The sequence below is a fragment of the Bradyrhizobium sp. McL0616 genome (genome assembly GCF_049993385.1).
In the GTDB taxonomy this organism is placed as follows: domain Bacteria; phylum Pseudomonadota; class Alphaproteobacteria; order Rhizobiales; family Xanthobacteraceae; genus Bradyrhizobium.
Genome location: NZ_CP188255.1, coordinates 4,369,552 through 4,382,972 on the forward strand (window position 1 = coordinate 4,369,552; position 13,421 = coordinate 4,382,972).

Annotated in this window: 11 protein-coding genes and 1 pseudogene; 10 read left to right on the forward strand and 2 right to left on the reverse strand. The window is 62.1% G+C overall.

Annotated elements, in window-relative coordinates; all coding sequences use genetic code 11:
* Positions 1-305 precede the first annotated feature (305 nt).
* The 3 genes and pseudogenes from ACPPVR_RS21190 to ACPPVR_RS21200 all read left to right on the forward strand — a co-directional run bounded on the left by ACPPVR_RS21190 (position 306) and on the right by ACPPVR_RS21200 (position 2,506).
* Positions 306-918, forward strand: a pseudogene (locus tag ACPPVR_RS21190) (ParB-like protein).
* 115 nt (positions 919-1,033) lie between these two features.
* The gene (locus tag ACPPVR_RS21195) at positions 1,034-1,843 is read left to right on the forward strand and encodes an MIP/aquaporin family protein (protein WP_426608533.1); all 810 of its coding nucleotides are present in this window, start codon (positions 1,034-1,036) and stop codon (positions 1,841-1,843) included.
* Between the two features lie 9 nt (positions 1,844-1,852).
* Entirely contained in the window at positions 1,853-2,506 is a 654-nt protein-coding gene (locus ACPPVR_RS21200; protein WP_071913630.1) for a MarC family protein, read from the forward strand.
* A 205-nt stretch (positions 2,507-2,711) separates the two neighbouring features.
* Here the strand turns inward: ACPPVR_RS21200 and ACPPVR_RS21205 are convergent, their stop codons facing one another.
* Complete coding sequence (locus tag ACPPVR_RS21205; protein ID WP_426608534.1) at positions 2,712-4,154, reverse strand: outer membrane protein; 1,443 nt, start codon at positions 4,152-4,154, stop codon at positions 2,712-2,714.
* A gap of 588 nt (positions 4,155-4,742) precedes the next feature.
* Here ACPPVR_RS21205 and ACPPVR_RS21210 point away from each other — a divergent pair.
* Entirely contained in the window at positions 4,743-5,759 is a 1,017-nt protein-coding gene (locus ACPPVR_RS21210) for a SphA family protein (protein WP_426616150.1), read from the forward strand.
* Between the two features lie 857 nt (positions 5,760-6,616).
* Here the strand turns inward: ACPPVR_RS21210 and ACPPVR_RS21215 are convergent.
* Positions 6,617-7,600: an ATP-binding protein gene (locus tag ACPPVR_RS21215; RefSeq protein WP_426608535.1), complete on the reverse strand. Its 984-nt coding sequence runs from the start codon at positions 7,598-7,600 to the stop codon at positions 6,617-6,619.
* Between the two features lie 181 nt (positions 7,601-7,781).
* Between ACPPVR_RS21215 and yajC the strand changes: the two genes are divergently transcribed.
* The 6 genes from yajC to ACPPVR_RS21245 are packed head-to-tail and all read left to right on the forward strand — an operon-like array spanning position 7,782 to position 13,420.
* Positions 7,782-8,150: a preprotein translocase subunit YajC gene (yajC, locus tag ACPPVR_RS21220; protein WP_426608536.1), complete on the forward strand. Its 369-nt coding sequence runs from the start codon at positions 7,782-7,784 to the stop codon at positions 8,148-8,150.
* Positions 8,151-8,197: 47 nt separating this feature from the next.
* On the forward strand, positions 8,198-9,796 hold the full coding sequence (secD, locus tag ACPPVR_RS21225) for a protein translocase subunit SecD (protein WP_426608537.1): 1,599 nt from the start codon (positions 8,198-8,200) through the stop codon (positions 9,794-9,796).
* Between the two features lie 10 nt (positions 9,797-9,806).
* Complete coding sequence (gene secF, locus ACPPVR_RS21230) at positions 9,807-10,826, forward strand: protein translocase subunit SecF (protein ID WP_426608538.1); 1,020 nt, start codon at positions 9,807-9,809, stop codon at positions 10,824-10,826.
* A gap of 60 nt (positions 10,827-10,886) precedes the next feature.
* Positions 10,887-11,270 carry an Mth938-like domain-containing protein gene (locus ACPPVR_RS21235; protein WP_426608539.1) on the forward strand — a complete coding sequence of 128 codons (384 nt, stop codon included), beginning with the start codon at positions 10,887-10,889 and terminating at the stop codon, positions 11,268-11,270.
* The gene (locus ACPPVR_RS21240; RefSeq protein ID WP_426608540.1) at positions 11,267-12,130 is read left to right on the forward strand and encodes a phytoene/squalene synthase family protein; all 864 of its coding nucleotides are present in this window, start codon (positions 11,267-11,269) and stop codon (positions 12,128-12,130) included. The genes ACPPVR_RS21235 and ACPPVR_RS21240 overlap by 4 nt, the downstream gene beginning before the upstream one ends.
* Before the next feature lie 45 nt (positions 12,131-12,175).
* Complete coding sequence (locus ACPPVR_RS21245) at positions 12,176-13,420, forward strand: threonine ammonia-lyase (protein ID WP_426608541.1); 1,245 nt, start codon at positions 12,176-12,178, stop codon at positions 13,418-13,420.
* Position 13,421 lies beyond the last annotated feature (1 nt).

The window sequence follows — 13,421 nt, forward strand, 5'->3', positions numbered from 1 at the left end:
GGACATCTGCAGGACGTTGGGCGCCCCCTTGGGCGGCACCACGGCGAAGCGCCATCATGTCCGTGTGCCCGGTACGGGCGTGCGCCAAGGGTCTTGGCCGACCGTTGATCCAGATCAATGGAATAGGCCACCGTGAGCACAACGAAGAGTCGTTGTTATAAAGGCGGGCTTTGCCGACGGGCGCTGAGAATGTCCGGTGGTCGGGACCGACCGGACGCGGCTGGCTTCGCGGTCGGTTGCTGACGAGGCGACGACGTCTTCTAAAAGCGAACATTTCCGGACTAGTGATCAAAGAAGTCTGCACGATGTCGGACCGTGAACCCATTCTCAAGCCCGTTGCGATCGCAGACCTGCGCCCGACCCAGATGACGGTCGGCATTCGGGAGGTCAAGGAGAAGCGCAAGCGCTGGCGTGACGATAGTAAAAACAAAGGAGCCGAGTTCTTGGGCAAGCACATGATCCCGGTCGTGCTTGGCCCGAAGGACCGCCACTATTCATCACCACCTGGCGCGTGCGCTCCATGAAGAAGGGGTCGAAGAGGTCTTGGTTACCGTGGTGAAAAACCTCAGGACGCTGGAACCCGATTCGTTCTGGTTCGTCCTGGACAATCACAGCTGGATGCATTCGTACGACGACGAGGGCCGTCTGCGCCCTTACAGGGATTTGCCAAAGACCGTGGCCGTGCTTGTTGACGATCCGTTTCGCTCGTTGGCGGGCGAACTGCGGCGCGCCGGCGGGTACGCCAAGGACACGACGCCGTTCAGCGAGTTCTTGTGGGCGGATTTTTTGCGTCGACAGGTCAAGCGAAAAACCGTTGAGACCCGCTTCGAGGAAGCCCTCGAGCAAGCCCTGCAATTGGCCAGAAAAGAGGAGGCGAGCTACCTGCCCGGCTGGTGTGGTCCCGTCTTGGAGGATTGAAGGCATGCTTATCCAGCGCGCGAAATCCGCAAGCGCGCCGATGACCCGACGAGCCGTGCAGGCTTGGTGCGAGAGGCTAACGGACAGCGGCATCGACCAGAGGAAAGAGTAGCTCATGGCGCAAGCAGAGGCCGACAGAACATTGAGCCATCTGGATCACGAGCTTGTCGCGTCGCTAAACGACTTCCACGATCCGAGCCAAGAGTGGCGCCGCCTCTTCTCGGAGCTGCTCGGAACGTTCTTCCTCGTCCTCGTGGCCGCCGGTGGCGGCATGATGGGGCAGGCCTTTCCCGGCACGATCAGCCGTGCCGCTGCGGTCGTCGCACCCGGTCTGATGGTGATGGCGATCATCCTCTTCATGGGCAAGGTGTCCGGCGCTCACCTCAATCCCGCGGTCAGTATCGCGTTCTCGCTGCGTGGCGACTTCCCGTGGCGTCGCGTGCCGGGATACATCGCCGTGCAGTTGATCGGCGCGACGCTCGCGGCTCTGTTCCTGCACGCAGTGATCAACGTGCCGGCCAACTACGGGTCGAACTATCCCGCCTCGGGATACTCCTCGTCCGAGGCGTTCCTGATGGAGGCCGTGCTGACCCTCGGTCTCGTCAGTGTCATTCTCGGTACGGCGTCCGGCGCCCAGAACATCGGGATCTTCGGCGCGATCGGTGTCGGCGCGTACATTGCGCTCGCCGGGCTTTGGGGGAGCCCTATCTCGGGAGCGTCGATGAACCCCGCGCGCACGTTCGGTCCGAACTTAATCGCGACCGACTTCACGAGCTACTGGGTGTATGTCGCAGGTCCACTCGTGGGTGCAGTTCTCGCAGTGGGGGCAGCATGGGTGCTCCGCGGTGCCGGCGGCGGCCGCGCAGGCTCAGGTGCGGCACAGGGGAGCCTTTTCACCGAAGTCGAGCACTCGGAGAAAGGGTGAGGCGCAGGCATGGGTCATGAACTCTCGCTGTTCGTGGGTACGTTCGCGACTTTGCTCGCGATAATAAATCCGTTCGAGGTCCTGCCGGTCTATCTGAAGATGCTGGAAGGCAAGGACGCCGCCACACATCGCAAGGTGGCATGGAAAGCTTGCCTCTATGCGCTGCTTCTATCTCTCTTTTTCTTGATCTTCGGAACGCTGATCCTACGCTTGTTCGGCGTGCCGCTGAGCATGGTCCGCATCGTCGGCGGGATCATCCTGATGAAGATCGGCTTTGAGCTATTTTCACCATCCGCTTCCGGTGGCGTGATTCCGGCCAGCGGCGCGGATCAGAGCGGTAACATAGCTTTCGTGCCGCTTGCGATGCCGCTGATGTGCGGACCAGGCGCTATCGCCACCATCCTCGGCATGACTGCCACGATTAAGCGATCATCAGCGGAACTGGCCTCTTTCGTAGCGATCGTTGTGGCTATTTTCGCGACGATGGTCGTCACCTACCTGTGTCTGGCATATGCCGGGAAACTATTCGACAAGCTCGGCGCAATGGGGATCGATGCTATCACCCGAATAGTTGGCTTCTTCGTCTCGGCGATGGGCGTTGCGCTGATCTTCGACGGTATCATCGAGGCATTGCAGACGCATGGTGTGACGATTCTGCGTTGAACTAGCTGTTGGTGGCGCCCGCAAATTCCGTGGCGATCTTGACCGCGGATGTATTCTGCCAATCGAAGATTTGTTCTGAACCGAACTGAGTCTGAGGTGGACCGTATTACGCGGCGTCGAGAAGTTGTCGGCCCATAGTACAAAGGACGCGATGATCCACTTCGGACACCGAGACACAAGTCTCGTTGCGCGCCAGGTTGCCGTGTCATTTAACCGGGAACAGAAGCGCGAGTTCAGCGCGCAATTGCCAAGCCGGAGTGCCGGTCGGACGTACCGCGTTGTAATAGCCGGCAATCGATGCGTTCACCGGTTGGTCACCAACTCTGAAAACGCGACCGAAGCCGCCGCCAATCGGCACAGTCCATTGCTGACCCGATGGCGCGAGCCAGTTCGAGGTGATGACGGGTGACGAGGTCAAGTACCAGCCGTGTGGCATGTTGTAGTTGGCGAAGGGCTGGGCGAGAAAGGCGTTGACGGGCGGTCGCAGTGGATTGCCGCCGACCGACCACTGGTTATTGAGCAATACGCCGATCACCCAATGTGGGGGCGTGACCACTAACACGGCCGTCGGGCCGAACAGATATCGACCGGTCCCGAGGATAGGATCATTGGCGGACGGAACAGTGAAGACCGGACCAACGCCCCAGATGAGTTTGCCCGGGTTCGTGGGGGAAAAAAACAACGATTGAGTAATGTCGCCAATCCCGTTGGTGTTGCTGTCGAAGAACGGGCTCGGCTGGCTCACCACCGGAATGATGGTACGTGAGATTACGTTCCAGTCATCGTTCAAATGCATGGGCACGACAGGTTGAATGTTGAGTACTTCCTGTGGGCGATTGAATGGTCCAGCGTTAAAATTGGTGTTGCTCTGAAACGGCACGCTGACCAAATCCGCGATCGGGTTTTGTGATTTCTTCTGTAGATCTTCGTCCTCTGAAGGCTCGCGAGAATGCTTCGGCGCCTCGGCCTCCGCGGGAAGGCCGCTCTCGAATTTATAATTGATGCCAGCTTTGACCATTTGAAGGTCGCGGTTCAAAGCGACCGAGGGGACGGTGGGAGAACTCCAGTTCGATAGCCCAAGATAATCGTATTCGAGTTTGACGGTCCAATGCGACTTGAAGCCGTATTCGATGCCAGCGCCCGCCAACCAGCCGGTGTTCGTGCTGGTCCCGTTCCAAGCGGCGCCGGGGAGGTTCAAAGTAGCGCTGCTGTTGACCCAGCCGCCGCCAAGCTTGGCGAATACGAGCCATCGATCATCCACGAGGCCGACACGGCCCGCCACGGTGCCGATCCAGTGCTGGTCTACAAAGCCTAATGTCGGAGCAGGAAGGACCGGATGACCAAAGCCGGCTCCATCGAACTCACCTTCGACACCAAACAGAAAGTGACCGGCCTGGAAGTTATAGCCCGCCTGCACGCCACCAATGAATTCGCTGAGCCCGCCATACAGATTGTTGCCAGGAATGTTCAGGCCGCCGTTGGACCATGCACCGCCGAAGTTGGCGCCCACATAGAACCCTGACCAATTATAGGGTGGCGCGACGATCGGCGCTTTGTACAGCGGGGCTTTGATAGGCAAATCCGATGCAAGAGCAGAGCCGCTCAACACTCCTGCAGCAGCAATACCCGCAAGGAAAATTTTCTGCACTGTCGCCTCCTCAAGGTAGGCCACAACTTCGAAACCTATTGCCAGAAGCACCTTGCGGCCAATCGACTTGTTTGGTGCTGATCAAACCGGCCGCGCAATTTTCGATGCGGTGACATTACGGCAACAACGAGCTCTGGTCTGCGAGCGACCGCCAACATCGCGTTGCAGCAAGAGACGCCGGCGAGTGGCAACGATGCTGCCTTTTCTCGCTCGTTGGTGGGGGACGGAGCCAACGTCTGGCACATAGAAAGCAGAACCAGTGGCACAAACTGCATACTCAACATTTCCTCATGCGAGTGTCGCAGCAGGGGCTGCCGTGGCGCCCTACTGAAGTTGGGTCACCGAATGTGGCTCTTTGGTCGCAGCGTCGATCTTTCTTACGACAGATCTATCCCCGTTGAATTTTACATGATGAGCCCCGGTCGCCTCAGGGGTACGCTTTCGGCCGAGTTGTATTCGGAGGCGACACATCTTACGAGGCACGACATGACAGTGAGCATTGCACTGGCGGCGGCGCAAAGTGAGCGATCGAAATCAGCACATCGACGCAGACTTGGCGTTGCTGCATTCGTCTTGGCACCCGCGATCATGTTTTTTTCGAATTGTGCGTCGGCCGATGAAGGCGGCGTCAGCTTCTGGGTCCCCGGTTTTTTTGGAAGCTTGGCGGCTACACCGCTGCAGCCGGGTTGGTCGCTAACGAATATCTACTATCACACCTCTGTCTCCGCCGGCGCCGACGTCGCGCGTGCGCGCGAGTTCACGCTCAACCGGGTTCCGGCCAATGTTACCGTCGACGCAAAACTGAATTTGAACATCAACGCCACGGGCGATCTTGGTTTTGTGCTCCCGACCTATGTATTCGCAACGCCGGTGCTCGGCGGCCAGGCGTCGGTGTCCCTCCTGGGAGCCTACGGCGTCGTCGGCACCAGCCTGGCAGGCACCTTGTCAGGCGTGCTCACGGGCCCGCTCGGCAACAACGTCCCCTTCGCGCGGTCTGACACGATCAGCGACACGACATGGGGCTTTGGAGATCTGGCGCCTGTATTCCAATTGCGCTGGAACGCCGGCGTCCACAACTATATGACCTATATCATGGGCGACATCCCGGTTGGCGCTTACCAATCCGATCGCTTGTCGAACCTCGGCATCGGACACGGCACGGTCGACGTCGGCGGCGGCTACACCTATTTCAATCCGCAGACCGGCCACGAATTCTCCGGCGTGCTCGGCTTCACCTACAATTTCAAGAACACTGCAACGCAGTATCAGAATGGCGTCGACCTGCACTTCGACTGGGGTGCATCGCAATTCCTGTCGAAGCAGGTCATGGTTGGCCTCGTGGGCTATGTCTACAAGGAGATCGGCTGCGACAGCGGTTCAGGTGACCGTGTCGGCTGCTTCCAGTCCCAAGTGGTCGGCATCGGCCCCCAGATTGGATTCCTGTTCCCGGTCGGCGACATGCAGGGCTATCTCAATTTGAAAGCTTACGGCGAGTTCGCTGCGGAAAACCGGCCATCAGGCTGGAATACCTGGGTCACCTTCTCCATCTCGCCGCCCGCGCCCGGAGCACCTCCGACGACAAAGCCCATCGTCAGAAAATACTAGGGCGTGTACTCATAAATGGCCGGATGGGAAGTCTGCTTCCGGGAGCATAGCAGACCAATTGTGCTCAACGTGAGTTCTTCGGATTTTGACCCCAGAGCGGACTTCTAACTGAGGGTGAGCGTCGCAAGCTCACGATGGACACTTAACGTCAGGTTGTGTCATATTGGTTGTACAGCTATCGAAATGTGACCGCTCAATGGATCGCTTGCCGCACATTCTGTCCACTGTTTTAGGAGCTGAGGTTGGCCTCATTCTGCTCCTGCTTTTGCAGGGGAAGTCAGCTCGCGAAATTCTCTTTACGGGACTGCTCGCATTCGTTGCCTCGATGATTGTTTCAGCCGGGGTATTGCGCTGGAGAGGGCTGCCACTCAATGCTTCCTCGGGCGAGTATCGTCGTCGGGTAAGGTTGCTTCGTGATGAGGTGACACGAGATTTATGGTCTCAGTTTGGCCCGTAACGGACCTCCCGGCATGTCTGCTTTTGGGCCGCTACTGGGGCACAAGCGGACATTAAGCACCGGCCCACTTTCTCGATTTACGAGTACACGCCCTAGCGGCAATCAAGCTGCGGCTTGTCAGTTTGCTGATCATTCTCTGCAACACGCGGGCAACCGGTGGCACCTGGTCCCCGACGAAGCTCGTTCCGGTGACCACCACCGAGGCCGTAGTGCCGGCGTGTAGCAGGCGTCGCCTTCGCGCGCGATTGACGTTCATCCCGCGGACTGACCTTTGCGATCTCGCTCGCCGCGCCTGAAAGAACCGTCACGCCGACCCGGCACATGGTGACGAAATAAGGCGCGCGCCCTTGACCCCAGTCTTCGGGGAAGGACGGCACGTGGCCGGGTTGCGATCCGGCTGCTACTTCCCCGCCAGCTTCACGCCCAGCCGGCCCGCGAGCTCCTGCACGAATTGCCAGGCGACACGGCCCGAGCGCGAGCCGCGCGTGGTGGACCATTCGAGCGCCTCGCGCTCGAGCGCCTCATCCTCGACCTTGATGCCGAAATGGCTGCAATAGCCGCGCACCATCGCGAGATATTCGTCCTGGCTGCAACGGTGGAAGCCGAGCCAGAGGCCGAAGCGATCCGATAGCGAGACCTTTTCCTCGACGGCTTCGCCCGGATTGATCGCGGTCGACCGTTCGTTCTCGATCATCTCGCGAGCGAGCAGATGGCGGCGGTTGGAGGTGGCGTATAGGATGACGTTCTCGGGGCGGCCCTCGATGCCGCCTTCGAGCACGGCCTTGAGCGATTTGTAAGAGGCATCGTTGCCGTCGAAGGAGAGGTCGTCGCAGAACACGATGAAGCGGAAGGAGGAGGCGCGCAGCTGCTCCATCAGCGCCGGCAGGCTCTCGATGTCCTCGCGATGGATCTCGATCAGCTTCAGCTTCTCGGAGGCCTTGCGGTCCGCGTTGATGCTGGCGTGAGCGGCCTTCACCAGTGATGATTTGCCCATGCCGCGCGCGCCCCAGAGCAGCGCATTGTTGGCGGGAAGGCCGCCTGCGAAGCGTTCGGTGTTCTCCATCAGGATGTCGCGCATCCGATCGACGCCCTTGAGCAGGAACAGCTCGACGCGGCTGACCCGCGGCACGGCCGAAAGGCGGCCATCCGGGTGCCAGACATAGGCATCCGCCTGCGTGAACGATTCGGGTGTTGCGGCCGGCTTTCCTTGGGTGGAGAGGTGCGCCGCAATGGTCTCCAGCGCGCGGACGATCCGCTCGTGGGAGAGGTCGGCGGAGCCTGCCTTGGGAGCGGCCGTGGGGCGTTTTGCCGCGACGCGGGCGGGCTTCCTGGCAGGGGTACGGGGGCCTTTGCCGGCCGGGCTTTTGCTTGGTTTTTTGGGCATGTCCGAAGTTCCTGAGAATGCAGCCTTATCGGGCCTGAAGCTTTGCCGCAAGGTGGCCAAATCGACGGTCTGGCAGCGTTGCAATTGGGGCGGTGGCCGCTATAGTCCGCGCGAATTTGACCGAACCGGTCGCCCCCAGGGCCTGACCGGCTTTCCCCCGTTTCCACGAGGATCGTCCGAAATGTTCATTACCCCTGCGTATGCCCAGGCTGCGGGCGGCGGCGACACCAACAGCATGTTGATGTCGCTGCTGCCGTTCGCGCTGATCTTCGTGATCATGTACTTCCTGATTCTGCGCCCGCAGCAGAAGAAGGTGAAGGATCATGCCGAACTCGTGAAGAACATCCGCCGCGGCGACACCGTGGTGACCTCGGGCGGTCTGGTCGGCAAGGTCACCAAGGTCGTCGATGACGACCAGATCGAGTTCGAGATTTCCGACGGCGTCCGCGTGCGCCAGATGCGCTCGATGATCTCAGGCGTGCGCGCCAAGGGCGAGCCGGCCAAAGAAAGCGCGAAGGAAAGCGCCAAGGACGACACCGCGGCGAAGTGAGCGCCCGCGCGAGTCTCTCAAGTCCCCTGATCTGACAGGTCCAGTCGATGTTGTATTTCACGCGGTGGAAGGCGCTCGGGATTATCCTGACGGCGCTGATCGTGTGCCTCTGCGCGGTCCCGAACTTCTTCCCCGAGGCGCAGGTCAAGACCTGGCCGGCCTGGGCGCAGCGCCGGCTCGTGCTCGGCCTCGACCTCCAGGGCGGCTCCTATCTGCTGCTCGAGGTCGATTCCAACTATGTGAAGAAAGAGAAGCTCGACCAGGTTCGCGACGACGTGCGCCGCACGTTGCGCGATGCCAAGATCGGCTATACCGGCCTCGTGACTCGCGGCGACACGGTTGAGGTCCGGGTCAAGGACACCGACCTCCAGACGGCTTTCGCCAAGTTGCGTGACCTCGCGCAGCCGATCGGTGGCCTGCTTGGTTCGAGCAGCCAGCGCGACCTCGAGGTGACCGACGCCGGCGGCGGATTGATCCGCCTGGCGCTGTCTCAGCCCGCCATGGTCGAGCGCATGCGCAAGACCATCGAGCAATCGATCCAGATCGTCGAACGCCGCGTCAACGAACTCGGCACCGTCGAGCCGGTGATCCAGCGCCAGGGCAACGACCGCATCCTGGTGCAGGTCCCGGGCCTTCAGGATCCGACGCATCTGAAGGAACTGCTCGGCAAGACCGCGAAGATGGAATTCCGGATGGTCGACACCTCCGTGCCGCCTGACCAGGCGCAGCGGGGCGGATTGCCGCCGGACTCCGAGCTCCTGATGAGCCAAAGTTCGCCGAAGGTGCCTTATGTGGTCAAGAAGCAGGTGCTGGTCTCGGGCGGCGAGCTCAACGATGCGCAGGCCGGGTTTGACCAGCGCACCAACGAGCCGATCGTCAGCTTCCGCTTCAACTCGACCGGTGCCCGCAAGTTCGCGCAGGCCACCCAGGAAAACGTCGGTCTGCCGTTTGCGATCGTGCTCGACAATGAGGTGATCTCGGCTCCTGTCATCCGCGAGCCCATCACGGGCGGGCAGGGGCAGATTTCCGGCAATTTCACGGTCCAGTCCGCCAACGATCTGGCCGTGCTGCTGCGCGCCGGCGCGCTGCCGGCGCCGCTTACCGTCGTCGAAGAACGCACCGTGGGTCCGGGCCTCGGCCAGGATTCGATCGAGAAGGGCGAACTCGCGGCCTATGTCGGCTCGATCCTGGTCATCGTGTTCATGCTGCTGACCTACCGGCTGTTCGGCGTGTTCGCCAACATCGCGGTGGCGATCAACGTCGCGATGATCTTCGGCCTGTTGTCGCTCCTCAACGCCACGCTGACACTGCCCGGCATCGCCGGCATCGTGCTCACCGTCGGCATCGCGGTCGATTCCAACGTGCTGATCTACGAGCGCATCCGCGAGGAGCTGCGTGGCGGCCGCAATGCGATCTCGGCGATCGATGCCGGTTTCAAGCGGGCGCTTGCGACGATCCTCGATTCCAACATCACCACCTTCATCGCCGCCGCGGTGCTGTTCTACATCGGCACCGGACCGGTGCGCGGCTTCGCCGTGACGCTCGGCATCGGCATCATCACCACGGTATTCACCGCCTTTACGCTGACCCGGCTGATCGTGGCCGGGTGGGTGCGGTGGAAGCGGCCGCAGAGCGTGCCGATCTAGGAGCCTGACCGTGACTCACACTGTTCTCATCGGGCTCGGCATCCTGATTGCCGTCCTCACCGTGGTCTCGGTGTTCGGCTGGCTGCCGCCGCTGCGCATCGTCCCCGACGATACGCACTTCGACTTCACGCGCTTCCGCCGTATCAGCTTCCCGATCTCGGCGGCGCTGTCGATCGTCGCCATCACGCTGTTCTTCACCCATGGCCTGAATTTCGGCATCGACTTCCGCGGCGGCACGCTGCTCGAGGTGCGGGCCAAGTCCGGCACCGCCGACATCGCGGCGATGCGCACGACACTGGATGGCCTGCGCCTGGGCGAAGTCCAGATCCAGCAAATTGGCGGTCCCGCGGACGTCCTGATCCGCGTCGCCGAGCAGCCGGGCGGCGACGCCGCGCAGCAGGAAGCCGTGCAGAAGGTCCGCACCGCGCTCGGTGATGCCTTCGAATACCGCCGCGTCGAGGTGGTCGGCCCGCGCGTCTCCGGCGAATTGCTGGCCTTCGGCATGCTCGGCCTGATGCTCGCGATCGTCTCGATCCTGATCTACCTGTGGTTCCGGTTCGAATGGCAATTCGCGCTCGGCGCCATGATCGCCAACGTGCACGATATCGTGCTGACGATCGGCTTCATGTCGATCAGCCAGGTCGATTTCGACCTGACCAGCATCGCTGCGCTTCTGACCATTCTCGGCTATTCACTCAACGATACCGTCGTCATCTACGACCGTATCCGTGAAATGCTGCGGCGCTACAAGAAGATGCCGATGCCGCAGCTCCTCAACGAGTCCATCAACTCGACGCTGTCGCGCTCGATCATCACCCACTTCACGGTGACGCTGGCGTTGCTGGCGCTGCTCCTGTTCGGCGGACATGCCATCCACAGCTTCACGGCCGTCATGATGTTCGGTGTGGTGCTGGTCGGCACCTACACCTCGATCTTCATCGCAGCGCCGATCCTGATCTATCTCGGCGTCGGCGAGCATCGCGAAGATGCGGTCGAAGTGACTAAGCCGGCGAAGAAGAACAAGGCATGATCCGAACCGCATGCCCTCGCAAGCGTTTGCGGGGGCAGTAAGCCCATTCGGACGACACGCATGGCCGGCGATCCCAACGCACCGCATTTCCCGCGCTCGGCGCCGATCGAAGCCTATGGCAAGGGCGGCTTCGCCTTTGCCGGCATGTCGCATCGCGGCTCGCTGCTCTGCCTGCCCGATGCGATCTGGGCCTGGGACGTGACCGATCCCGCCAGGATCAACCGCTATTCGCTGGAACGGGTCTTCGCTGCCGCCAACAGCATCGACACGCTTCTGGTGGGCACCGGAACCGGCGTCTGGCTACCGCCGCCGGAATTGCGGCAGGCCCTGAAGGCGGTGAGGGTGGTGCTGGACACGATGCAGACCGGCCCCGCCGTGCGCACCTACAACATCATGATCGGCGAACGGCGCCGCGTCGCAGCCGCTCTGATCGCGGTGCCATGAACAGCGCTGCGCCGACTGCCGATAATGCGGCCTTCTGCGCCGACCTCGCGCGCAGCCATGATTTTCCGCGCTATGCCGCGACCCTGATGGTGCCTGCCGCCGAGCGTCGTGCGCTGCTGGCGCTCTACGCCTTCAACGTCGAGATCGTCCGCGTCCGCGACCTGGTGAGCCAACCGTTGCCTGGCGAAATTCGCCTGCAATGGTGGACCGACATGCTGTCGGGTCACGCCCATGGCAGCGTCGAGGCCAATCCGGTCGCCGCGGAGCTGCTGCGGGCGATCCGCGACTTCGACCTGCCGGTCGAGCCATTGTCGCTGCTCGCCGATGAGCATCAGTTCGATCTCTACAACGATCCGATGCCGACCATGACGGCGCTCGAAGGCTATCTGGCCGCGACCTGTTCGTCGCTGTTCACGCTCGCAGCGCGGATCATGGCGCCGCCTTCGGAGGCCGCCGAGCATGTCGCGCGGCACGCCGGGCTGGCGCAGGGCATCGTGCAAGTGATCGCCAATTTGCCGCGCGATGCCGCCCGCCGGCAGCTGTTCCTGCCGCAGCAGATCCTGGCAAGCCACGGCTGCCTCATGGAGGATGTCTTTGCCGGCAAGGAGAGCGTCAATCTCACCGCCGTTCTGGATCAGCTCATCAGCGAGGCGCAGCAGCATCTGGCGACGGCCTTGTCGCTGCTCGCGGAGGTGCCGCCGTCAGCGCGGCCTGCGTTCCTGCCGCTGAGCCAGGCGCGGGCGGATCTCAAGCGGCTGTCGTTACCGGGGCGCAATCCCTTCGCGCTGCAGCCGGCGTCGCGTTTACGCTCGCTATGGACGCTGTGGCGGGCTTCACGATCGCGGGAATTTACCAAATAGCGGTTGGCTTATCGCCCGGGCCGGCCAAATGCTCTATGCTGTCCTATGGCTGACTTGTCCCAACCTGCATCCTCCGACCTGGGCGGCCTTCCGGTCGCGCCGGCCGACATTCATGCAGCCGCCGCTACGATCCGGGGTGCCGTCGTCGAAACGCCCTGTGGCTACAGCCGGACGCTCAGCAACATCTGCGGCTGCGACCTCTGGCTCAAATTCGAGAACCTGCAGTTCACCTCCTCGTTCAAGGAGCGCGGCGCGCTCAACCGGCTCACCGCGCTGACGCCAGAGGAGCGTGCGCGCGGCGTGGTCGCGATGTCGGCGGGAAACCATGCGCAGGGTGTCGCCTATCACGCCAAGCGGCTCGGCTTTCCCGCCACCATCGTCATGCCCGTGGGCACGCCGATGGTGAAGGTTGAGAATACGAAGCACCACGGCGCCGAGGTGGTCGTCACCGGCGCGACGCTCGAAGAGGCCGCTGCGTTCGCGCGAAGCCACGGCGAAGCCCGCGGCATGATCTTCGTCCACCCTTACGACGATCCGCTGGTCATTGCAGGGCAGGGTACCGTCGGGCTGGAAATGCTCAAGGCGGTGCCGGAGCTCGATACGCTGGTCGTCCCGATCGGCGGCGGCGGTCTGATCAGCGGCATCGCCATTGCCGCAAAATCGCTGAAGCCATCATTGCGCATCGTGGGCGTCGAGGCCTGGCTCTATCCCTCGATGTACAACGCCATCCATGGCGGCACTCTTCCCTCCCGCGGCGATACGCTGGCCGAAGGCATCGCGGTCAAATCGCCGGGCAGGATCACCACCGAAATCGTCCGCCGCCTCGTCGACGACATCGCGCTCGTCAACGAAGCCGAGCTCGAGCGCGCGGTCGCAACCCTGATCTCGATCGAGAAGACGGTCGTCGAGGGCGCCGGCGCTGCGGGGCTCGCCGCGATCATGTCCGATCCCTCGCGCTTCGCCGGCCAAAAGGTCGGCCTGGTCCTGAGCGGCGGCAACATCGACACCAGGCTGATCGCCTCGGTGCTGACGCGCGAACTCGCGCGCGAGGGGCGGCTGACACAGCTCTCGCTCGACATTCCGGATCGGCCGGGCCAATTGGCCGCGGTCGCAGCGCTGCTGGCCGAGGCCGGCGCCAACATCATCGAGGTCTCGCACCAGCGGACGTTCTCCGACTTGCCGGCCAAGGCGACGCTGCTGCAACTCGTGATCGAGACCCGCGACAGCGCACATCTCGACGAGGTCATGGCCAAGCTCGGCGCATCCGGACTAAGTGCGCGCTGCACCTGAG